Here is a 21623-nt window from a genome sequence, read left to right as displayed (position 1 = left end):
TTTTCCGTTCGGGTCGAGCGCGGAGGCTACGCCTCCTTGCTCAGGTTCGGACCGGCGCCGCCGGCCGCCTGCTCGATCGGCGGGACGTCCGGCAGGGCCGACTTCTCCTCACCGCGGAAGGTGAAGGTCTTGGCGTCGCCCTCGCCCTCCGTGTCCACGACCACGATGTGGCCCGGACGGAGCTCGCCGAAGAGGATCTTCTCCGACAGGCTGTCCTCGATCTCGCGCTGGATCGTGCGGCGCAGCGGCCGGGCGCCCAGCACGGGGTCGTAACCCTTCTTGGACAGCAGTTCCTTGGCGGCCTGGGAGAGCTCGATGCCCATGTCCCGGTCCTTCAGGCGCTCGTCCACCTTGCTGATCATCAGGTCGACGATCCGGAGGATGTCGTCCTGCGTCAGCTGCGGGAAGACGACCACGTCGTCGACGCGGTTGAGGAACTCGGGCCGGAAGTGCTGCTTCAGCTCGTCCGAGACCTTGTTCTTCATGCGCTCGTAGTTGGTCTTCTTGTCGCCCGCGGCCGCGAAGCCGAGGTTGAAGCCCTTGGAGATGTCCCGGGTGCCGAGGTTGGTCGTCATGATGATGACCGTGTTCTTGAAGTCCACGACCCGGCCCTGGGAGTCGGTCAGGCGACCGTCCTCCAGGATCTGCAGCAGCGAGTTGAAGATGTCCGGGTGGGCCTTCTCGACCTCGTCGAAGAGGACGACCGAGAACGGCTTGCGGCGCACCTTCTCCGTCAGCTGGCCACCCTCCTCGTAGCCCACGTAGCCGGGGGGCGAACCGAAGAGACGCGAGACCGTGTGCTTCTCGCTGAACTCCGACATGTCGAGGGAGATCAGCGCGTCCTCGTCGCCGAACAGGAACTCGGCCAGCGCCTTGGACAGCTCGGTCTTACCGACACCGGACGGGCCGGCGAAGATGAACGAACCACCGGGACGCTTCGGGTCCTTCAGGCCCGCACGCGTACGACGGATCGCCTTCGACAGCGCCTTGACGGCGTCGACCTGGCCGATGACCCGCTTGTGGAGCTCGTCCTCCATGCGGAGCAGGCGGCTGGACTCCTCCTCGGTCAGCTTGAAGACCGGGATGCCGGTGGCCGTGGCGAGGACCTCGGCGATCAGCTCGCCGTCGACCTCGGCGACGACGTCCATGTCGCCGGCCTTCCACTCCTTCTCCCGCTTGGCCTTGGCGGCAAGGAGCTGCTTCTCCTTGTCGCGCAGGGAGGCGGCCTTCTCGAAGTCCTGCGAGTCGATCGCGGACTCCTTGTCGCGGCGGACGCCGGCGATCTTCTCGTCGAACTCGCGGAGGTCCGGCGGCGCGGTCATCCGGCGGATGCGCATCCGGGAACCCGCCTCGTCGATCAGGTCGATCGCCTTGTCGGGGAGGAAGCGGTCCGAGATGTAGCGGTCGGCCAGGGTGGCGGCCTGGACCAGGGCCTCGTCCGTGATGGAGACGCGGTGGTGCGCCTCGTAACGGTCGCGCAGACCCTTGAGGATCTCGATGGTGTGCGGGAGCGAGGGCTCGGCGACCTGGATGGGCTGGAAGCGGCGCTCCAGGGCCGCGTCCTTCTCCAGGTGCTTGCGGTACTCGTCCAGCGTGGTGGCGCCGATGGTCTGGAGCTCACCGCGGGCCAGCATCGGCTTCAGGATCGAAGCTGCGTCGATGGCGCCCTCGGCGGCACCCGCACCGACCAGCGTGTGCAGCTCGTCGATGAACAGGATGATGTCGCCGCGGGTGCGGATCTCCTTGAGGACCTTCTTCAGGCGCTCCTCGAAGTCACCGCGGTAGCGGGAGCCGGCGACCAGCGCGCCGAGGTCCAGGGTGTAGAGGTGCTTGTCCTTGAGGGTCTCGGGCACCTCGCCCTTGACGATGGCCTGGGCGAGGCCCTCGACGACGGCGGTCTTGCCGACGCCGGGCTCACCGATCAGGACCGGGTTGTTCTTGGTACGGCGGGACAGCACCTGCATGACCCGCTCGATCTCCTTCTCGCGCCCGATGACCGGGTCGAGCTTGGACTCACGAGCGGCCTGGGTGAGGTTCCGGCCGAACTGGTCGAGGACCAGGGACGTGGAGGGCGTGCCCTCGGCAGGACCGCCGGCGGTGGCGGTCTCCTTGCCCTGGTAGCCGGAGAGCAGCTGGATGACCTGCTGCCGCACCCGGTTGAGGTCCGCGCCCAGCTTGACCAGGACCTGGGCGGCGACGCCCTCGCCCTCACGGATCAGGCCGAGCAGGATGTGCTCCGTGCCGATGTAGTTGTGGCCCAGCTGAAGGGCCTCGCGGAGCGACAGCTCCAGGACCTTCTTGGCACGGGGGGTGAAGGGGATGTGGCCCGAGGGCGCCTGCTGGCCCTGGCCGATGATCTCCTCCACCTGCTGGCGGACAGCCTCAAGCGAGATCCCGAGGCTCTCCAGGGCCTTAGCGGCGACACCCTCACCCTCGTGGATCAGGCCCAGGAGGATGTGCTCGGTGCCGATGTAGTTGTGGTTGAGCATCCGGGCTTCTTCCTGAGCCAGGACGACAACCCGCCGCGCGCGGTCGGTGAACCTCTCGAACATCGTTAATCGCTCCTCAGAGCGGTCAGGCAGTGAGGGGACGCTCCCCTCGCTGTCCTTCCGCAGCTTAGTCCCGCAAGCGGGGACCGCTCATTCCAACTGCCGACACCGTCCTTGGCCTCCTGACCCCGAACGCCGACATCTGCTCCAACCCGATGGTGCGAGACGATGTTCCCGCAGGCCAGGTGGTTAGCCTCACCATCAGTACGCCGATGGCGAACGCGAAACCGCCTTTCCTGCGTGTCGCCCCCTCCCACTAGGCATGTCTTACCCGCACGCACTGACACTCCATGCCGCGCGCACCGGTTCCCTCCGCTACGGGCGAACATCCTTGCGCCGCCGCACTCCCCTGGACGCCCCCCGATCCACCACCCTGTGTACATAATCCACCACCCAGAGTAACTCGGGCGCCCTTCGCGCAGTTGTTCCCGACATGGCATCCATCGTCCCCCTCCCCCGCCGTCCGCTCGACTCGGGCGACCGGGTGCGGGAGTGGTACGAGAACGAGCTCGGCTGGGCCACGCTGCCCGGATCGCCGGTACGGCTCGGTACGGGCGTGCGCTTCGATGTGCTCGACGTTCCCGCGGAGGCGGGGTTCGCGGCGCTGCGGCATCTGGCCCCGGGCTCGCCGGTGGCGCTGCGCGGAGAGCGCATGGCGCTGCTGGTCGCGGCGGGCAGCGCGGACGAACTGCCGGGTCTGCTCGACTGGCTCGACTGGGGCACCCTCGAACTGGACCTCACGGCCGTCGGTGCGGGCGGCCGTATCGAGGCCCCCCGGCCCTGGCCGCACGGCACCCCACGGCTCACGTCCCGCCCGGACGGCCACAGTGGGGTCTCATCGCCCCGGCCTCTTCCTCGGGGCGACCGCGCGGCGGCCGTGGAGCCCCGGACCGTTCCGGGCGCGCGGACGTCCCCGCTCTCCGGCCGTACGGACACGGGGGCACCGCTCCAGCCGTCGTCCGTGGACCGGGCCGGTCCACAGGGGGCCGCCGTGTGGCTGCGGCCCCCCGAGCCGGGAGGCGAGGTGGAACTGTCGCTGCCGACCCTGTCGGCGCTGGGGGGCGGTGGGTCCGCCCCTGACCTCGTACGACTCGTGGACACGGTGGCGACGCGGTGCCACCGGATCCGACTGCGACGCCTGAGCGATCAGGCGTTCGCCTTCTCGTAGGCCTCACGGATGGACGCGGGGACGCGGCCGCGGTCGTTGACCTCGTAGCCGTTCTCCTTCGCCCAGGCGCGGATCTGTGCGGTGTCCTGGCTGCCGCCCGCGGCGGCGCGTGCCTTTCCACGTCCGCCCGAAGCACGACCTCCGGTACGGCGCCCGCCCTTCACGTACGGCTCAAGAAGGCCGCGGAGATTGTCCGCATTGGCGGTCGTGAGATCGATCTCGTACGTCTTGCCGTCCAGCGCGAACGTCACGGTCTCGTCCGCCTCGCCACCGTCGAGGTCGTCGACAAGAAGGACCTGAACCTTCTGTGCCACCGGATTTCCTTTCATCGATAACTTGAGGGTCGAGGGTCCGCGGCCGCAGCCGCTGTTTCGAGTCCCCTGTTATATGCAGTACTGCAGTACGTCGGAAAGCAAACCGCTTTTCCTTGAAAAACACAAACCCCTGACAGAGGCCACGGACCCGGGGAAGACCGGAAACGTACGCGTTTCGGACATAGGGAACGCGGGCATGGCACGTCCGCCGGAATACCGCTTGCCGATCCTGTCGATCTCTGTCGATCCCTGTCGGTCGTTGTGCGGATCCCCGGCGATCACAGATGCAGAAGCATCCGACTGTTACCCAAGGTGTTCGGTTTCACTCGTTCGAGACCGAGGAACTCCGCCACGCCCTCGTCATAGGAACGCAGCAGCTCCGCGTAGACATCCCGGTCGACCGGAGTCTCCCCGATCTCCACGAAGCCGTGCTTCGCGAAGAACTCGACTTCGAAGGTCAGACAGAAAACCCGGCGAACACCCAACCAGCGGGCGGTGTGCAGCAACTTGTGCAGCAACTGGTGGCCGACCCCCAGCCCCCTGGCCTCGGGGTTCACCGCGAGGGTGCGGACTTCCGCGAGGTCTTCCCACATGACGTGCAGGGCACCGCACCCCACCACCTGGGCGTTGTCATCGCGTTCCGCGACCCAGAACTCCTGGATGTCCTCGTAAAGCGTGACCGTCGCTTTGTCGAGCAGGATGCCCCGGCGGACGTAGTCGTCGAGCAGGCCGCGCACATGCGGGACATCGCTGGTCCTGGCCCGTCGGACGGTGATGGCTTTCGCGGTGGCTTCGGGACTCATCGCTGGCATGACCGGACGCTATCGCCCGGTGCCGCCCTGCGCCGAGGCGGGGTTCTCATCGGGGTCCTTGGGGGGCGCGGCTGTTTCGTCCCACGATTCGCCGCCGGTTTCGGCAGAGGTATCGGCTGCGGCTTCGCCAGTGGTATCGACTGCGGCTTCGCCGGCGCTATCGGCCGGAGCAGCGGTCGTTTCCCCGGGTCCGGGACCTTGCACGATACGTACGGCGGCGTGGAGGGCCTGTCGCTGTTCCTCGCTCATCATGCCGAAGAAGGCGACGAGAGCGGTCGCGGGGTTGCCGCTGTGGGGCCAGGCATCGTTCATGAGAGCAGCCGCGTGGGCGGCACGAGTTGAGACCGGCTCATATCGATAGACGCGGCCTTCGGCCTCGCGTCGCACCCGGCCCTTCTGATGGAGATTGTCCAGAACGGTCATCGCGGTGGTGTATCGAGTTCTGCCAATGGGCGAGACAGAACTCGACGCCACCGCGGGAGAAGTGGGGGAAGCGAGGGAAGCGGGAGAAGAAGAACAAAAAGGGCGTACGACTCGAAAAGCAGATGAGTCGTACGCCGATGGGAGGCGTGCCCGGGGTTCAGCCCTGGGCGTCGCCCTTTGAGGCCTGCCTGGCGCTCTCCGCGCGGGCGAGAGCGGCGTCGACGGCCGCGTCCTCCTTGGCCTTGTTGGCGCCACCCTGGGACTTCACCATCGTCACGATCACACCGATGAAGAACACGGCCATCACGACGGGGGGCAGGAGCGCGGAGACGTAGTCCATGCGTCCAGAGTAGCCAGGGGGCGCCGGTGGGCCCCGGTCGGGTGGGCTTCGGCGGGTTGGCCCAGGCGGGTGGGCCCCGGCCTGGTGGGGTCTGCCGGGGCTGCCGGGAGGCGGGACGTGGCGGGGCTCAGCCCGCGGCCAGCTGCCGCTGCTCGGGGTTCGCCGGCGGGCTGGGCTTGCGCTTGGGCGGGAAGACTTCGCCGGGGGTCGGGATCGGACGGCGGCTCGGGCTCGGAGATTTGGGCTGGGGCGACGGCGCAGGCTTCTCGGCGGGCTGCGCCGGACGGGCGGGCCGGGGGCGGGCTGTGCGGGCCGGGCGGGCCGGTCGGGCTTGTCCGCGGGGCGACTGGCGGGCTCCTGCGCGGCGGTACGCGCGACGTGCCGCCGGAGAGGCCTCCGGGGAGGGCGGTGAGCCGGGTACGGGAGGCCGGGACGGTGGGGGCGGCCGCCGTGGCGGCCTTCTCGGGTTCCGTACGGACTCGGGGCTCGGCGTCCTGCTGCGCGGGGACGCCGTGGTGGTCCAGACAGCGGTCCAGGAGGTCGGCCGCGGTGGGGTTGCCGCGCAGGGCGCGCAGGGCGGCGAGGTCGTCCGCGGTGGGCCGGTGGCCGACGCCCAGGGCGTCGTTCAGGAGCGCCAGATAGCCCGTGGCGGTGCCAGGGAGCGCGGCCCGGTACCGGGCGAGGTCGGCCAGCAGAAAGGCCCTCAGCCGGGCGCCCTCGCGGGCGGCCTCGTCGACGGACCGGGCGAGCCGAAGGCAGTCCTGGACGTCCTCCGCGGTGGCGGAGCTGGGCTTGAGGGCGAGGGCGAGAGCGCGGCGGAGCACACGCAGCTCCTCCGTGCCGAACGCCATGGCGCCGCGGGATCCGTAGGGCGTGGGCATACTTCGACGATACGCGCTAATCAGACAAAAACGGCGGTGCGGGGAGTGCGTGGCGTGGGGGAGCCACTCGGGTGGGCGCGGCGCGTCCGTGGCACAGGGCGGGGCTTTTCGCCCCCGCTGCCCCTACCCGTCCCGTCCCATTCCCAGGGCTCCGCCCCTTCGCCCCCGCCAAGGGGGCTACGCCCACTGGACCCCCCGGGTTTCGGGGCTCCGCGGCGGACCCCGTTCGGGGCCAGTCCCCGGACCCCCGCTCCTCAAACGCCGGAGGGGCTGGATTGTGCCGGAGGGGCTGGATTTTCCAGCCCCTCCGGCGTTTGATTTCTGAGGGCGGCAAACCCCAGACCCCAGACCCCAGGGAAGTCGTCACATACGCGACACGTTTCGCTCGTACACCAGCCGCAGCCCGATCAGCGTCAGCCACGGCTCGTGTTCGTCGATCACGGAGGACTCGCCCAGGACCATGGGCGCAAGCCCGCCCGTGGCGATGACCGTGACGTCGTCGGGATCGTCCGCGAGCTCACGGGCCATGCGGTTCACCACGCCGTCGATCTGGCCGGCGAAGCCGTAGATGATGCCCGACTGCATCGCCTCGACCGTGTTCTTGCCGATCACACTCCGCGGCCGAGCCACCTCGATCTTGCGCAGCTGGGCCCCCTTGACGCCGAGTGCCTCGACGGAGATCTCGATGCCGGGGGCGATGACCCCGCCGACGTACTCCCCGCGCGCACTGACCGCGTCGAACGTCGTCGCCGTACCGAAGTCGACGACGATCGCCGGGCCGCCGTAGATCTCGGCCGCCGCCACCGCGTTGATGATGCGGTCGGCTCCGACCTCCTTGGGGTTGTCCGTGAGGATCGGCACCCCCGTCTTCACGCCCGGTTCGACCAGCACCGCCGGCACGTCGCCGTAGTACCGGCGCGTCACTTCGCGCAGCTCGTGCAGCACGGACGGCACCGTCGAGCAGATCGCGATCCCGTCGATGCCGTCGCCCAGTTCCTCTCCGAGGAGGGGGTGCATCCCCATGAGTCCGTGCAGGAGGACCGCCAGTTCGTCGGCGGTGCGGCGCGCGTCCGTGGAGATGCGCCAGTGTTCGACGATGTCCTCGCCGTCGAACAGGCCGAGAACGGTGTGCGTGTTGCCTACGTCGATCGTCAGCAGCATGGCCCGTACCCGCCCTACTCCGCCGCTCGCAGGTCCAGGCCGATGTCCAGGATGGGCGAGGAGTGCGTGAGTGCGCCCACCGCCAGGTAGTCGACACCCGTGTCCGCGTACGCCTTCGCGTTCTCCAGCGTGAGGCGGCCCGACGCCTCCAGCAGCGCTCGGCCGGCGACAAGGGCCACGGCCTCCTCGCACTCGCCCGGCGTGAAGTTGTCCAGAAGGATCAGGTCGGCGCCCGCGTCCACGACCTCGCGCAGCTGGTGCAGGGTGTCGACCTCGACCTCGATCGGCACGTCCGGGAACTCCTCGCGGACCGCCTTGAAGGCCTGCGCGACGCCGCCGGCGGCGACCACGTGGTTGTCCTTGACGAGGGCCGCGTCCGACAGCGACATGCGGTGGTTGACTCCCCCGCCGCAGCGCACCGCGAACTTCTCCAGGGAGCGCAGACCGGGCGTCGTCTTCCTCGTGTCCCGGACCTTCGCCTTCGTGTCCTGGAGGGCGTCCGCCCACGCGCGCGTGGCGGTCGCGATGCCGGACAGGCGGCACAGCAGGTTCAGCGCGCTGCGCTCCGCCGTGAGGAGGTCGCGGGTGAGGGTCGTGACCGACAGGAGCTTCTGTCCCGCCTCCACCAGGTCGCCGTCGTCCACATGGCGCTCGACCTCGAACTCGTCCGTGCACACCACGGAGAGGACCGCCTCGGCGACCCTCAGGCCCGCCACGACGCCGGCCTCGCGGGCGGTGAAGTCGGCGGTGGCGCGGGCGTCCTCGGGGATGGTGGCGACGGTGGTGACGTCGACGCCGTGGTCGAGGTCCTCCTGGATCGCCACGTTGGCGATGTCCTCGACCTCCACCGGGTCGAGCCCGGCGTCGGCGAGGAGCTCGGCGAGCGCGGGGTCGAGGCCGCACTCCATGTACGACTCCAGCGCGTCCGCGTCGGGGTCCGTGCCGCAGGCGCAGCCGTCACCGCAGCCGCCGCTCTGGGCGAGGGGAAGGTCGGGGGTACTCACTTGAACGTCACTGCTCCTGGGGAAGGCGCTCGGGCCGGTGCGTGGAGGTGCCCCCGCTTCGAGCCGGGTCGAGGGTCCGGGGGACGGTAGGGGGGAAGTCTGGGGTGTCCGTGGTCCGTACGGCCAGTGCGCGGTCGGGATTCAGCCGTACGACGATATGGCGGCGCCAGTGGGTGTCGTCGCGGTCGGCGTGGTCCTCGCGCCAGTGGCAGCCGCGCGTCTCCTCGCGCAGCCGGGCGGCGGCGACCAGGACACGGGCCACGCACAGCAGGTTGGTGGTCTCCCAGGTGTCGACGCCGGGCTCGGCCGTCTTGCCGTTCTCGTCGAGGGCGTCGCGTGCGTCGGTGTGCAGCTGGTCGAGGGCCGCGGCCGCGCCCGCCAGGGACTCCGCCGAGCGCAGGACGCCCGCGCCCTGGGTCATGATCCGCTGGATCGCGAACCGTGCCTCCGGTTCCAGCAGCGGGTGCTCGGGCTTCCGGGGGTACGGGACGGGCTGCGGCACGCGCGCGTGGAGGCCGTTCTCCGCCTGGCTCTCGGCGATGTCCGCGGCGATGCGCTCGGCGTAGACGAGGCCCTCCAGGAGGGAGTTGGAGGCCAGCCGGTTGGCGCCGTGGACGCCCGTGCAGGCGACCTCCCCGCACGCGTACAGGCCCGGTACGGTCGTCCGGCCCCGGGAGTCCGTGCGGACGCCCCCGGAGGCGTAGTGGGCCGCCGGGGCGACCGGGACGGGTTCGGTGACCGGGTCGATGCCGTGCGCGCGGCAGGCGGCGAGGATCGTCGGGAAGCGGTGCTCCCACATGTCGGCACCGAAGTGCCGGGCGTCCAGGTACACGTGCTCGACGCCCTGCTCCTGCATACGGCGCATGATGCCCTTGGCGACGATGTCCCGGGGGGCGAGTTCGGCCAGCTCGTGCTGCCCCACCATGAAGCGTGTGCCGTCCGCGTCGACCAGGTGGGCGCCCTCTCCGCGGACCGCCTCGGAGACCAGCGGCTGCTGGCCCTCCGCGTCCGGGCCGAGGAAGAGCACCGTGGGGTGGAACTGCACGAACTCCAGGTCGCTGACCTCGGCACCCGCGCGCAGGGCGAGCGCCACGCCGTCGCCCGTGGACACCGACGGGTTGGTGGTCGCCGAGAAGACCTGGCCCATGCCGCCGGTCGCGAGGACCACGGCGGGCGCGTGCACGGCGCCGACGCCGTCGTGCTGGCCCTCGCCCATGACGTGCAGGGTCACGCCCGCGGTGCGGCCGTCGCCGTCGGTGAGGAGGTCAAGGACGAGCGCGTTCTCGATGGCGCGCAGTCCACGCGCGCGCGTGCCTGACGTCCTTGCTTCGTTGACGGCCTCGATAGTCCTTGCTTCGTTGACGGCCGCGATTACTTCGTTGACCGCCTCGACGAGCGCCCGGGAGATCTCCGCGCCGGTCGCGTCGCCCCCCGCGTGCGCGATGCGGCGGCGGTGGTGGCCGCCCTCGCGGGCCAGCTCCAGTCCTCCTTCGGAGGACTCGTCGAACTGCGCTCCCGTGTCGATCAGCCGGCGTACGGCGTCGGGGCCCTCGGTGACGAGGAGGCGGACGGCGTCCTCGTCACACAGGCCCACGCCCGCGACCAGGGTGTCGTCCAGGTGCTGCTCGGGGGTGTCGCCCTCGCCCAGGGCCGCCGCTATGCCGCCCTGCGCCCAGCGGGTGGAGCCGTCGTCGAGGCGGGCCTTGGTGACGACGACGGTGTTCAGGCCGGCGGCCTCGCAGCGCAGGGCCGTGGTCAGGCCGGCGATCCCGGAGCCGACGACCACGACGTCCGCGGTGATGGCCCATCCGGGGGCGGGGGCGTGCAGTCGTATACCTGTGCTGATCGTGCCTGTGCTGATCGTGCCTGTGCTGGTCACGAGGCGGCTCCGAAAGTGAGGGGCAGGTTGTCGATCAGCCGGGTGGTCCCGACCCGGGCGGCGACGACGAGAACGGCCTCACCGGTGAAGCCGTCGGAGATCTCGGTGAAGTCGGACGGGTCGACCAGAGCCAGGTAGTCGAGGTCCAGCGAGGGCTTCAGGCGTGCGGCGTCCTCAAGGACGAGGCGGGCGGCCACGACGACGTCGGCGGGGCCCGACGTGGTGGCCGGGACGGCCTTCGCGACGGCGTGGGCGTCGGCGGCGGCGCGGGACTCGCCGATGGCGCTGAGGGCCTCCGCACGCGCGCGCGTGGCGGGCACCTCCCGGGCCCGCGCGCGCAGCGCCTCCTGGGCGGCATGCCGGTCGCGCCCCGCGAACAGGGCCTGCGAGAGCGCGAGGGCCGTACGGCGCTCGGCAGCGGACAGGTAGCGGTTGCGGCTGGACAGCGCCAGACCGTCCTCCTCGCGGACGGTCGGCACGCCGACGATCTCCACGCCGAAGTTCAGGTCGCGCACCATGCGGCGGATCAGGGCGAGCTGTTGGGCGTCCTTCTGCCCGTAGAGGGCCACGTCGGGCCGGGTGAGGTGCAGCAGCTTCGCGACGACGGTGAGCACGCCGTCGAAGTGTCCGGGCCGCGAGGCACCCTCCAGGCGCTCCCCCATGGGTCCGGCGGAGATCCGCACCTGGGGCTCGCCGCCGGGGTAGACCTCGTCCGCGAAGGGCGCGAACACGACGTCGGCGCCCGCCCGTTCGGCGATCTTGAGGTCGGCGTCGAGGGTGCGCGGGTAGCGGTCGAGGTCCTCGCCCGCGCCGAACTGCAGGGGGTTCACGAAGACGGTGACGACCACCTCGCCGTCGCGGCCCGCGATCTCGCGCGCGGTGCGGATCAGCGTGGCGTGACCCTCGTGCAGAGCGCCCATGGTCATCACGACGGCACGGCGGCCCATGCGCGCACGGGCGTGCAGTGCTTCGGCGGTGCGCAGCAGGGCGGCGGTCATCGGGCGTCTTTCGTTCCCGGGCGCGGGCGTCATCGGGCGTCCCCTTCCGTGCCGTTGGCGAGTACCCCGAGGAGGTCCTCGGCGAGTTCCGGCTTGAGCAGGCCGTGGGCGAGCGCGCGGTCGGCGGTCGCGCGGGCCATCGCCAGGTAGCCGGCGACGGCCCCCGGGGCGTGCTCGCGCAGCTCGGCGACGTGCGCGGCGACCGTGCCCGCGTCCCCGCGCGCGACGGGGCCGGTGAGGGCGGCGTCGCCGGAGCGCAGGGCGTTGTCGAGGGCGGCGCCCAGCAGCGGCCCGAGCATGCGGTCGGGGGCCTCGACGCCCGCCGTGCGCAGCAGCTCCATGGACTGGGCGACCAGGGTCACCAGGTGGTTGGCCCCCAGGGCGAGCGCCGCGTGGTACAGCGGCCGGGCGGACTCGGCGATCCACTCGGGCTCGCCGCCCATCTCGATCACCAGCGCCTCGGCGGCCAGCCGCAGCTCCTCGGGCGCGGTGACCCCGAAGGAGCACCCGGCGAGCCGCTGCACGTCCACGGGGGTGCCGGTGAACGTCATCGCCGGGTGCAGCGCCAGCGGCAGCGCCCCGGCCCGCAGCGCGGGGTCCAGCACCTTCGCGCCGTACCGCCCGGAGGTGTGCACGAGCAGCTGCCCCGGCCGCACGGCCCCCGTCTCGGCGAGCCCCTCGACGAGCCCGGGCAGGGCGTCGTCCGGCACGGTCAGCAGCACCAGCTCGGCGCGGCCCATGACGTCGGCCGGGGTCACCAGCGGCACGTCGGGCAGCAGCGCCGCGGCCCGCCGTTTCGAGGCGTCGGAGACCCCGGAGACGGCCACGGGATGATGCCCCGCGAGCTGGAGCGACGCCGCCAGCGCGGGCCCGACGCGGCCCGCTCCGACAACGCCCACGGTGAGCCGCGCGGGGCGGTCCTTGGGGTCGGGTTGCTGGAATGTACTCACTCGACGGTGGCCTTCCCGTTCCAGTCCGCTCTGGGTACCGGACGATTTCTCGTCATGTTAACGCGATTGGTTCGAGGGTCGATCGGTTGTCCACAGGCTGTGGGTTTCCCCACGTCGCGCCCCGCCGCGCGGGCTCGGAAAAGGGGGTGCCGCGCGCGTGGGGCGCATGCATCATCCGGGGGTGACCGAGAGGGCGGAGAAGGCGATGGGAACCGCGGAGCGGGCGGACGCTCGGGGCGACGGGCGAAACGTGGAGCCGGACGGCGAGGAGGACACGGCGGCGCAGGCCCCCGACTCACCGGCGGCGCGGCGCCGGGAGCGGCGGATCGCCGCGTTCCGGGCTGCGGAGCGGGTGCTGGACCGCCCGGCGTTCCTGGCGACGATCCGGGAGCGGCTGGCGCTGCTGCAGGAGGCGGCGCCGGGGCTGTACGACCTGGACGCGCCGGCGGACATGTACGGCGACGGGATCGTCGAGGCCCTGGAGGGGCGGGTCGCGGGGCTGCTCGGCAAGGAGGCCGCCGTCTTCTTCCCGACCGGCACGATGGCCCAGCAGGTGGCACTGCGCGTCTGGGCGGCCCGCACCGGCAACCCGGCTGTGGCCCTGCACGCGCTGGCCCACCCCGAGGTGCACGAGCGGAAGGCGTTCAGCGAGGTCAGCGGATTGCGTCCGGTGCGGGTGACGAGCGAGCCGCGGCTGCCGACCGCCGACGAGGTGCGTGACTTCGCCGAACCCTTCGGCTCGCTGATGCTCGAACTGCCCCTCAGGGACGCCGGTTTCGTGCTGCCCACCTGGGAGGAGCTCTCCGAGGTCGTCGCGGCAGCCCACGAGCGGGACGCGGTGGTGCACTTCGACGGGGCCCGGCTGTGGGAGACCACCGTCCACTTCGGCCGGCCCCTGGAGGAGATCGCGGGCCTCGCGGACAGCGTCTACGTGTCGCTCTACAAGTCGCTCGCCGGTTTCGGCGGCGCGGCGCTCGCGGGCCCGCGATGGCTCGTCGACGAGGCGAAGGCGTGGCGGCACCGGTACGGCGGCCAGGTCTTCCAGCAGTTCCCCACGGCGCTGTCGGCGCTGGCCGGACTGGAGCGGGAGCTGCCCCGGCTGCCGGAGTACGTGGCCCACGCGCGCGTGGTGGCCGCCGCGCTCCGCGAGGGCTTCGCGACGGCCGGGGTGCCCTGGGCGCGCGTCCATCCGGAGGAGCCGCACACCCACGAATTCCAGGTCTGGCTGCCGTACGAGGCCGACGTCCTCTTCGAGGCCGCGCTCCGGCAGGGCGAGGAGACGAAGACCCTCCTGTTCGCGGGCGCCTGGGACGCGGGAGGCCCGGGGCTGTCGTACACCGAGGTCGTCGTGAAAGCGGCCGGGCTGGAGTGGACGGCCGGCGACGTGAAGGAGGCGGTGGCGGAGTTCGTGGCCCGGCTGCGGGAGGTCACCGGGGGCGCAGGCGTCGGCTAGGGCCTGTTCCGAGTTCCCCGTCGTCCGCGCGAAGTGCGGGCGCAGCGGCGGAGTGGGGGTACCTCCCGCCCGAACCGTGCGAAGCGCGGTTCGAGGGTGGGGAGCGTGCGATCGGCGTGCGGTGTCGCAGGTCATGTGGCGGAGCCACCTGTCCTGCGGCGCCGTGCGGCTGGGGGTCCCCCCACGCCCTTGAGGCAGTGGGGGAGTGCGTGCCGGGCGTCGGGGCGCAGGCGGGGAACTCGGAACAGGCCCTAGGGGCGCGTCCGCAGGAGCCGGGCCGCCGCGGACCGTATGCGTCCGCGGGCGGTTCCGCCCGCCACGGCCGCGCGGAACCGCCGGTGGTCGCGCAGTTCGCGCACGACCTCCCAGTCGTGGGCGCCCGGCGCGGGCGGGGCGGGCTCGCCGAGGCGCTGGGCGCGGTAGGTGTCGAGGATGTACTGCTCGGTGACGCTCACGGCGTACCGCCTTTCGGGACAGGGCGACGAGCGTGAGTCCCGCTCGTCCCGGGCAGGGTCGGGGTCCGGTACAGGCGCCGCCGAACGGGCGCCGGGGTGAGGTCTGTGGCCCGGGACACCGCGGTCGGGCAGGTGACCCGGTCCGCCCAGGCTGCGCCCCGCCCGCCGTGCGCGTCGCGCCGATTGACGGGCGTCGTCAATCGGCAGGGCGTTGTCAGTGGCGGGGTGCACCATGGCTGCATGAGCGTGAGCATCGACATCACAGGGCTCCCGACCGAGCGCGTCGTCTTCGGGACGTCGCCGCTGGCCGAGCTGGCCGTCGCGCTGCACGCGCTCGCCGAGCCGGGCCACCATCCCGGCATGCAGGGCTGGGTGACGGCCACCACGGCCGCGCTCAAGCCGGACCTGGCCGACCGCCTGACCCAGGCGGAGTTCCTGTGGCGGAACACGTTCTCGGACATCTTCATGCCGTTCGCCGCCCTGCCGGAGTGCGAGGGCCACCCGGGGGCGACGCTCTCCGAGGACCTGGACCTCCTGGACCGGCTGAGCGACGAGCGGTTCGTCGCGGCGGCCCTGGAGTTCACCTGCGGCTCCCAGTACGCGGCGGGGCTGCCCTCGCCCCTGGTCGACAAGGCACAGCACGACCTCGCGCTGGACCTGGCGGCGAGCCGCGGCCCGGAGCAGCTCGGCTTCACGCGCCGCCTGCTGGCCGACCCCCCGACCGTACGGGCGTGGGTGCGGCGCCTGCTGGAGGACTGCGACGAGGCGTTCTTCGCGGACACCTGGCGCCGGGTGCACGTCCATCTGGCCGCCGACGCCCGGCACAAGACCGAGATCCTGCGCCACAAGGGCCTGGAGGAGGCGCTGACGGCGGTCTCGGCCGCGCTCTCCCTGACCACGAGCGGAGGCGGTACGCGCATTGAGGCCGACAAGCTCTCGCACGGCACCACGACCGCCGTGGACCCCGAGGTCGGCCCGGGCGTCACCTTCGTGCCGTCGTACCACGGCTGGCCGCACCTGCTGGTGCTGCACGCCGTCGGCTGGCGCCCCGTCCTGCACTACCCGGTCGGGGGACCCGAGCCGACGAAATCCGCCTCGGTGGAGGTGCTCAAGCTGCGCCTCGAAGCCCTCGCCCACCCCATACGCCTGCGCCTGTGCCGGAACATAGCCAGGGCGCCGTACACGACCGGCGAGCTGGCACACGCCAACGACCTGAGCGCGCCCGAGGTGTCCCGGCATCTCGCCGTCCTGAAGAAGGCGGGTCTGATCACGACACGCCGCCGCGGCCGCTATGTGCTGCACCAGCTGGACGTCACGGTGGTGGCGCGGCTGGGGAGCGACTTCCTGGAGGGCATCCTCAGGTAGGGGATGAACAGGTCCCCAGGGCGGCTGGTCGGCTGGTCGGCTGGTCGGCTGGTCGGCTGGTCGGCTGGTCGGTCGAGTACCGGAAACGGGCGGTAACGCGAGAACCAGGAACGGCCGGTCAGTCGAAGCGGATGTGCTTCAGCCCGACCTTCGCCTGCCGCAGTCGCGTCCGCAGTGCGCTTTCCCTGTTCGGCCGGAGAGTCAGCCCGGCCAGGACGGCGATGCGGTCGGCCGTCTTCGGCACCGTCGAGTGGTCCGTCCACAGGTGTTCGGCGAACTCCGGCTCACGCAGGGCCTCCAAGCAGTGGTCGAGCTGCTCCACCGCCCAGGTCTCCCGGCGCAGTGAGCCGCGCTTTCCGGCGACGTATGGGAGGAGATGGCCAAGACCGCGTTCGCGCAGCCGCCGCAGGACGGTCTCGCGCTCGGCGAGCAGCGTGAAGTGGCGTACGTCGTGCCCGAGTTCGCGCAGCCGGTCGACGGTCTCCGCGAAGTAGGCGGGACTGGTCACCGTCATGGGGGCGATCACGACACCGTCGTGCTTGGTGAGTGCCAGATCGAGGACCTCGACGACGCCCTGCCGCCAGGACTCCAGATCCTGGAAGTTCCCGCGCAGTTCGGGCGGCAGCATGCGGCGCAGTCCGAAGCCGGCGTGCTCGGGATCGCAGATGACGCTGTCGGGCAGCCGTCGCTGGATCTCGTGTGCGGTCTGTGTCTTGCCGCCGCCGAAGGGGCCGTTGATCCACAGGAGCATGCGCGCACACTAGTGGGCGGTGGTCACGCGCGGGTCACATCCCCGCTTTCGCTCCCGCCTCCGTCCGCGTCCCGTACGGGCACTCAGCCCTGCCCTCCGGCCCGCACCAGCCCCGTCTCGTACGCCAGGACCACCACCTGTACCCGGTCGCGCAGTTCCAGCTTGGTGAGGATGCGGCCGACGTGGGTCTTCACCGTGGCCTCGGACAGGACCAGGCGGGCCGCGATCTCCCCGTTCGACAGGCCCTGGGCCACAAGCACCATGACCTCGCGCTCGCGGTCGGTGAGCCGCTCCAGCTCCTTGCGCTGGGGTCCCTTTCCGGAGCTCGGCAGCATCGGGGCGAACCGGTCGAGCAGACGCCTGGTCGTGGACGGAGCGACCACGGCGTCACCGCTGTGCACCGAGCGGATCGCGGCCAGCAGCTCGCCGGGGGGCACGTCCTTCAGCATGAAACCGGAGGCGCCCGCCTTCAGCCCGGAGAAGGCGTACTCGTCGAGGTCGAAGGTGGTCAGGATCAGCACCTTCGGCGGGTTGGGATCCGAGCAGATGCGGCGGGTCGCCTCCACGCCGTCCAGCTTCGGCATACGGACGTCCATGAGGACCACGTCCACCTCGGTGGACCGCAGCACCTGGAGGGCCTCCACGCCGTCGCCCGCCTCGGCCACGACCTCCATGTCCGGCTGGGCGGCGAGCACCATCCGGAAACCGGTGCGCAGCAGCACCTGGTCGTCGACGAGCATCACGCGGATCGCCATTGGGGTTCTCTTCCTTTCTGTCTTCCCTCACAGGTCGTCAGGGGTCTTGCCAAGAGTCCAACAATCCAGCAGTCCGAACAGTCCAGCAGTCCGACAGTCCAACAATTACGGGGTCATGCGAACAAGCGACCACAAGGGTCTTACAAAGGTGCTCTTACAGGTGTCAACGAGCGCCATGAACAGTCGTCAAGCGGGTTTGAGCGGCAGCAGCGCGCTGATGCGGAAGCCGCCGCCGGGGCGCGGTCCCGCGTCCAGGGTGCCGCCGACCATGCCCACGCGCTCACGCATGCCGATCAGGCCGTGTCCCTGGCCGTCGAAGCCACCGTCCTCGTACAGCTCGTGCGGGGCGCCCTTGCCGTCGTCCTCGACGAGCAGACCTAGGCCGTCGTCGAAGTAGACCAGGCGCACGCTCGCGCCCGCGTTCGGGCCGCCGTGCTTGCGCGTGTTGGTGAGGGCCTCCTGGACGATGCGGTACGCCGTGAGCTCCACGCCGCTGGGCAGGGGCCGCGGGGTGCCCTCGACCTTGAAGTCGACGGGCAGGCCCGAGCTGCGGCACTGCTCGATGAGGTCGTCGAGCTGTTCGACGTCGGGCTGCGGGACGTACTCGCCGCTCTCCTGGTGCTCACCGGTGCGCAGCACGCCCAGCAGGCGGCGCATCTCCGCGAGGGCCTGGCGTCCGGTGGAGGAGATCGTCTCCAGGGCCTTCTTCGCCTGGTCGGGGGCGGCGTCGAGGACGTACGCGGCGCCGTCCGCCTGGACCACCATCACGGACACGTTGTGGGCGACCACGTCGTGCAGCTCGCGGGCGATACGGGCGCGCTCCGCGGCCACGGCGACCTTGGACTGTGCCTCGCGCTCCTTCTCCAGGCGGGCGGCGCGCTCCTCCAGTTGCGCGAAGTAGGCGCGGCGGGTGCGCAGGGAGTCGCCGAGCACCCAGGCGAGGGCGAACGGGACGGTCTGGAAGATCGCTATCGCTATGTCGCCCAGGGGGCCCGTCTGTTCGGTGGGCCAGCGCAGCTGCGCCAGCGCGCCCGCGCTCAGACCGCCGACCAGGGCGAACCGGGAGGCCCAGCGGGCACCGGTCGCCGCCACCGTGTAGATGATCACGAGCATGGCGAAGTCAGCCGGTCCCGACGGCATGTCGGCGATCAGCTGCGCCACCCCCATCGCGGCGGCCAGCAGCAGCATCTGCTCGGGCATGCGGCGGCGCAGGGCCACCACCAGGCAGAGCAGAAGCGTGATCGGTATCCAGACGACCGGGAGGTCGCTGCGCTGTGCCCCCTTACCGACGGTTCCGCCCACCACGGAGATCCCGAGCAGGACGACGGCCCAGAAGCCGTCGAACCATGTCGGGTGCCTGCGGAGGAAGTCATAGAGGCGCTGCACGTAACCCAGCGTAGGGAAACGTGCGGTGTGCAGGAGTCAACCGGAGGGCCGATCCGCGACCGGCGCACGTACTCCCCAAGGTGGAGGCCCCGTGATGCGCGGCACTTAACCTGGCGCGGTGACAGGTGCGGCGGGCGGCGGGTGGCGCGGGTGGCGTGAGGCGACGGAAGAGGCGCTGTACGGGCCCTTGGGGTTCTATCGCCGGCCCGAGGGCCCCGCCGGACATTTCCGCACGTCAGTGCATGCTTCCCCGCTGTTCGCCGAGGCGGTGGCCCAGCTGCTGTGCCGGGTGGACGAGACACTCGGACACCCTTCCGAGGTGGCCTTCGTGGACATGGCGGCGGGCCGGGGCGAGCTGGTGACGGGCGTCCTGAAGGCCCTCCCTCCGGAAGTGGCTACCCGCGCGCGCGGGTACGCGGTCGAGCGCGCCGACCGGCCACGTGATCTTGATCACCGGATCGAGTGGCTCCAGGAGCCCCCGGAGGGCGTCACCGGACTGCTGTTCGCCAACGAGTGGCTCGACAACGTGCCCCTGGACATCGCCCAGGTGGACCCCGACGGCGTACGACGCCTCGTTCTCGTACGGCGGGACGGAACCGAACGGCTCGGGAACCCGGTGGAGGGTGCGGACGCCGAGTGGCTCGACCGGTGGTGGCCGCTGCCCGCCGGGGAGCCCTCCGAGGGACTGCGGGCCGAGATCGGGCGCCCCCGGGACGCCGCCTGGGCCTCGGCCGTGGCGAGCGTCGGCCGGGGGCTCGCCGTCGCCGTCGACTACGCCCACACCGCCGGGGCCCGGCCGCCGTTCGGGACGCTCACCGGGTTCAGGGAAGGGCGGGAGACCGCCCCCGTGCCGGACGGCTCGTGCGACATCACCGCCCATGTGGCGCTGGACGCGTGCGCCCTGCCCGGGGCCCGGCTGCTGACCCAGCGGGACGCCCTGCGCGCCCTCGGGGTCAGCGGAGGCCGCCCGCCGCTGTCCCTGGCGACCACCGACCCGGCGGCGTACGTGCGAGCCCTCGCGCGCGCGGGTGAGGCCGCCGAGCTCACGGCAGCCGGCGGGCTCGGCGACTTCGGCTGGCTGCTGCAGCCAGTTGGTTTTCCGGACGCGCAACTGCCCTAGCGGTTGGAATCCCGGATGCACAATCAACGGGTGAGTATCAACGAGTGAGTTTGAACTTCAAACTCACCCCGTCGCCCTACTTGTCGATGTCCCCGACCACGAAGAACAGGGACCCCAGGATCGCCACCATGTCCGCGACCAGCGTCCCCGGCAGCAGCTCCACCAGCGCCTGGATGTTGTTGTACGAGGCCGAGCGCAGCTTCAGCCGGTACGGGGTCTTCTCGCCCTTGCTGACGAGGTAGTAGCCGTTGATGCCGAGCGGGTTCTCGGTCCAGGCGTAGGTGTGGCCCTCGGGGGCCTTCAGGACCTTCGGGAGGCGCTGGTTGACGGGGCCGGGCGGCAGCTCGGCGAGCCGGTCAAGGCAGGCGTCCGCGAGGTCCAGTGAGTTGTGCGCCTGCCCGAGGAGGCACTCGAAGCGGGCCAGGCAGTCGCCCTCCTCGCGCGTGACGACCCGGAGTGTGTCCTGGAGTTCCCCGTACGCCAGGTACGGCTCGTCCCGCCGCAGGTCGAAGTCCACCCCGGAGGCGCGTGCGATCGGCCCGCTCACCCCGTACGCATGCACCGTCTGAGGCGTCAGGACGCCCACATCCCGCGTACGGCCCCGGAAGATCTCGTTGCCGAGCACCAGGTCGTCGAACACGTCCATGCGGGAGCGCACGTCGGCGATCACCTGGCGCGCGCGGGAGGTCCAGCCGGCCGGGAGGTCCTCCTTGAGGCCTCCGACGCGGTTGAACATGTAGTGCATGCGGCCGCCGGAGATCTCCTCCATGACGTTCTGGAGCTCCTCGCGCTCCCGGAACGCGTAGAAGACCGGGGTGATGCCACCGAGCTCCAGCGGGTACGAACCGAGGAACATCAGGTGGTTCAGGACCCGGTTCAGTTCCGCGAGCAGAGTGCGCATCCACACCGCGCGCTCCGGCACCTCCATGCCGAGCATGCGCTCCACGGCGAGGACCACGCCCAGCTCGTTCGAGAAGGCGGAGAGCCAGTCGTGGCGGTTGGCGAGCATGATGATCTGGCGGTAGTCCCGCGCCTCGAAGAGCTTCTCCGCGCCTCGGTGCATGTAGCCGATCACCGGCTCGGCGTGCATGATGCGTTCGCCGTCGAGAACGAGACGGAGGCGCAGCACACCGTGCGTGGACGGGTGCTGCGGTCCGATGTTGAGCACCATGTCGGTGCTCTCGGCGGCACCGCCGATGCCGACCGTGGTCTCCGTCGTAGGACTCATGGGAACAGTCTCTCGTACGTACGCTGACGGAATGGAGACGGGGACGTTGGACGAGGCAGGACAGGGCGGGGAGCGCGAGCCGCACGGCGGCGCCCGGGCGGTGGCGCCGGAGGCCGAGCCGGTGTGGACCGGGTTGCCGCGCGGTCTGCTGCGGATGCGGCGGCTGTTGCTGGTGGTGTGGCTGGGCCCGTTGACCATCGGTCTTGCGCTGCTGCCGGCCCTGCTCGCCGCGCCGGTCTGGGCGGTGTTCGCGCTGCTGCCGCTGGCCCTGCTGCTGTGGGGCTGGCCCATGCTGGGCCGCAACTGGCGGTCCTGGCGGTACGCCGAGCGCGCCGACGACCTGCTGATCAGCCGGGGCGTGCTGTGGCGTGAGGAGACCGTCGTGCCGTACGGGCGCATGCAGCTGGTCGAGGTCACGTCCGGGCCGGTCGAGCGGCACTTCGGGCTGGCGAGCGTGCAGCTCCACACGGCCGCGGCCGCCACGGACGCGCGCATCCCCGGGCTCGACCCGGCGGAGGCCGAGCGACTGCGCGACCGGCTGACGGAGCTCGGCGAGGCACGATCGGCGGGACTGTGAGTACGCCCGGCACCGGTCACGAGGTGCGCGAGGAGAGCCGGAAGAACCAGGGGA

Annotated in this window: 21 protein-coding genes; 5 read left to right on the top strand and 16 right to left on the bottom strand. The window is 71.3% G+C overall.

Annotated elements, in window-relative coordinates:
- Window positions 1-26: 26 nt before the first annotated feature.
- Window positions 27-2552 (bottom strand): ATP-dependent Clp protease ATP-binding subunit, encoded by a 2526-nt coding sequence (locus E0500_RS11930; protein WP_131569868.1) that lies wholly within the window; start codon window positions 2550-2552, stop codon window positions 27-29.
- 430 nt (window positions 2553-2982) lie between these two features.
- On the opposite strand from E0500_RS11930, the gene E0500_RS11925 reads away from it, so the two are divergent.
- Window positions 2983-3717, top strand: a complete 735-nt coding sequence (locus E0500_RS11925) for an SCO3374 family protein (RefSeq protein ID WP_131569866.1) — start codon at window positions 2983-2985, stop codon at window positions 3715-3717.
- On the opposite strand, the gene E0500_RS11920 is transcribed toward E0500_RS11925, so the two are convergent.
- The 10 genes from E0500_RS11920 to E0500_RS11875 all read right to left on the bottom strand — a co-directional run bounded on the left by E0500_RS11920 (window position 3696) and on the right by E0500_RS11875 (window position 12479).
- Window positions 3696-4031, bottom strand: a complete 336-nt coding sequence (locus tag E0500_RS11920) for an Lsr2 family protein (protein ID WP_131569864.1) — start codon at window positions 4029-4031, stop codon at window positions 3696-3698. The two genes, E0500_RS11925 and E0500_RS11920, sit on opposite strands and share 22 nt — an antisense overlap.
- Window positions 4032-4309: 278 nt before the next feature.
- Window positions 4310-4843 carry an amino-acid N-acetyltransferase gene (locus E0500_RS11915; protein ID WP_131569862.1) on the bottom strand — a complete coding sequence of 178 codons (534 nt, stop codon included), beginning with the start codon at window positions 4841-4843 and terminating at the stop codon, window positions 4310-4312.
- Window positions 4844-4852: 9 nt separating this feature from the next.
- Complete coding sequence (locus E0500_RS11910; protein ID WP_309505033.1) at window positions 4853-5317, bottom strand: BlaI/MecI/CopY family transcriptional regulator; 465 nt, start codon at window positions 5315-5317, stop codon at window positions 4853-4855.
- A 106-nt stretch (window positions 5318-5423) separates the two neighbouring features.
- Complete coding sequence (locus tag E0500_RS11905) at window positions 5424-5606, bottom strand: hypothetical protein (RefSeq protein ID WP_131569858.1); 183 nt, start codon at window positions 5604-5606, stop codon at window positions 5424-5426.
- Window positions 5570-6487, bottom strand: coding sequence for a hypothetical protein (locus tag E0500_RS11900; RefSeq protein WP_258572750.1), 918 nt, complete (start codon window positions 6485-6487; stop codon window positions 5570-5572). The genes E0500_RS11905 and E0500_RS11900 overlap by 37 nt, the downstream gene beginning before the upstream one ends.
- A gap of 363 nt (window positions 6488-6850) precedes the next feature.
- Window positions 6851-7648, bottom strand: a complete 798-nt coding sequence (locus tag E0500_RS11895; protein WP_131564136.1) for a type III pantothenate kinase — start codon at window positions 7646-7648, stop codon at window positions 6851-6853.
- A gap of 14 nt (window positions 7649-7662) precedes the next feature.
- Window positions 7663-8652, bottom strand: coding sequence for a carboxylating nicotinate-nucleotide diphosphorylase (gene nadC / locus E0500_RS11890; RefSeq protein ID WP_131564137.1), 990 nt, complete (start codon window positions 8650-8652; stop codon window positions 7663-7665).
- 7 nt (window positions 8653-8659) lie between these two features.
- On the bottom strand, window positions 8660-10531 hold the full coding sequence (gene nadB, locus E0500_RS11885; protein ID WP_181586962.1) for an L-aspartate oxidase: 1872 nt from the start codon (window positions 10529-10531) through the stop codon (window positions 8660-8662).
- Window positions 10528-11529, bottom strand: a complete 1002-nt coding sequence (panC, locus tag E0500_RS11880; protein WP_131564138.1) for a pantoate--beta-alanine ligase — start codon at window positions 11527-11529, stop codon at window positions 10528-10530. The genes nadB and panC overlap by 4 nt, the downstream gene beginning before the upstream one ends.
- Window positions 11530-11558: 29 nt before the next feature.
- Window positions 11559-12479, bottom strand: a complete 921-nt coding sequence (locus tag E0500_RS11875; protein ID WP_131564139.1) for a Rossmann-like and DUF2520 domain-containing protein — start codon at window positions 12477-12479, stop codon at window positions 11559-11561.
- A gap of 205 nt (window positions 12480-12684) precedes the next feature.
- On the opposite strand from E0500_RS11875, the gene E0500_RS11870 reads away from it, so the two are divergent.
- On the top strand, window positions 12685-13932 hold the full coding sequence (locus E0500_RS11870) for a beta-eliminating lyase-related protein (protein ID WP_131564161.1): 1248 nt from the start codon (window positions 12685-12687) through the stop codon (window positions 13930-13932).
- 251 nt (window positions 13933-14183) lie between these two features.
- On the opposite strand, the gene E0500_RS11865 is transcribed toward E0500_RS11870, so the two are convergent.
- Window positions 14184-14387: a hypothetical protein gene (locus tag E0500_RS11865; protein ID WP_131564140.1), complete on the bottom strand. Its 204-nt coding sequence runs from the start codon at window positions 14385-14387 to the stop codon at window positions 14184-14186.
- Between the two features lie 240 nt (window positions 14388-14627).
- On the opposite strand from E0500_RS11865, the gene E0500_RS11860 reads away from it, so the two are divergent.
- Complete coding sequence (locus E0500_RS11860) at window positions 14628-15752, top strand: DUF5937 family protein (RefSeq protein WP_131564141.1); 1125 nt, start codon at window positions 14628-14630, stop codon at window positions 15750-15752.
- A 118-nt stretch (window positions 15753-15870) separates the two neighbouring features.
- Here E0500_RS11860 and E0500_RS11855 read toward each other — a convergent pair whose 3' ends face one another.
- The 3 genes from E0500_RS11855 to E0500_RS11845 all read right to left on the bottom strand — a co-directional run bounded on the left by E0500_RS11855 (window position 15871) and on the right by E0500_RS11845 (window position 18644).
- Entirely contained in the window at window positions 15871-16503 is a 633-nt protein-coding gene (locus E0500_RS11855; RefSeq protein WP_131564142.1) for an AAA family ATPase, read from the bottom strand.
- Window positions 16504-16586: 83 nt separating this feature from the next.
- Window positions 16587-17258, bottom strand: a complete 672-nt coding sequence (locus E0500_RS11850) for a response regulator transcription factor (protein WP_131564143.1) — start codon at window positions 17256-17258, stop codon at window positions 16587-16589.
- Between the two features lie 186 nt (window positions 17259-17444).
- Window positions 17445-18644 carry a sensor histidine kinase gene (locus E0500_RS11845; RefSeq protein WP_131564144.1) on the bottom strand — a complete coding sequence of 400 codons (1200 nt, stop codon included), beginning with the start codon at window positions 18642-18644 and terminating at the stop codon, window positions 17445-17447.
- 118 nt (window positions 18645-18762) lie between these two features.
- Between E0500_RS11845 and E0500_RS11840 the strand changes: the two genes are divergently transcribed.
- Window positions 18763-19764, top strand: a complete 1002-nt coding sequence (locus tag E0500_RS11840; protein WP_131564146.1) for an SAM-dependent methyltransferase — start codon at window positions 18763-18765, stop codon at window positions 19762-19764.
- 76 nt (window positions 19765-19840) lie between these two features.
- Here E0500_RS11840 and E0500_RS11835 read toward each other — a convergent pair whose 3' ends face one another.
- Window positions 19841-20992 (bottom strand): NADH-quinone oxidoreductase subunit D, encoded by a 1152-nt coding sequence (locus tag E0500_RS11835; protein ID WP_131564147.1) that lies wholly within the window; start codon window positions 20990-20992, stop codon window positions 19841-19843.
- A gap of 31 nt (window positions 20993-21023) precedes the next feature.
- Here E0500_RS11835 and E0500_RS11830 point away from each other — a divergent pair, with 31 nt between their 5' ends.
- On the top strand, window positions 21024-21569 hold the full coding sequence (locus tag E0500_RS11830; protein ID WP_399119004.1) for a PH domain-containing protein: 546 nt from the start codon (window positions 21024-21026) through the stop codon (window positions 21567-21569).
- The last annotated feature ends 54 nt before the right edge of the window (window positions 21570-21623 follow it).

Origin of the sequence: Streptomyces sp. KM273126, from assembly GCF_004337435.2 — a bacterium.
GTDB lineage: Bacteria > Actinomycetota > Actinomycetes > Streptomycetales > Streptomycetaceae > Streptomyces > Streptomyces acidicola.
Note: the sequence above shows the minus strand (reverse complement) of the source record. Positions and strands in the feature narration are given on the sequence as shown.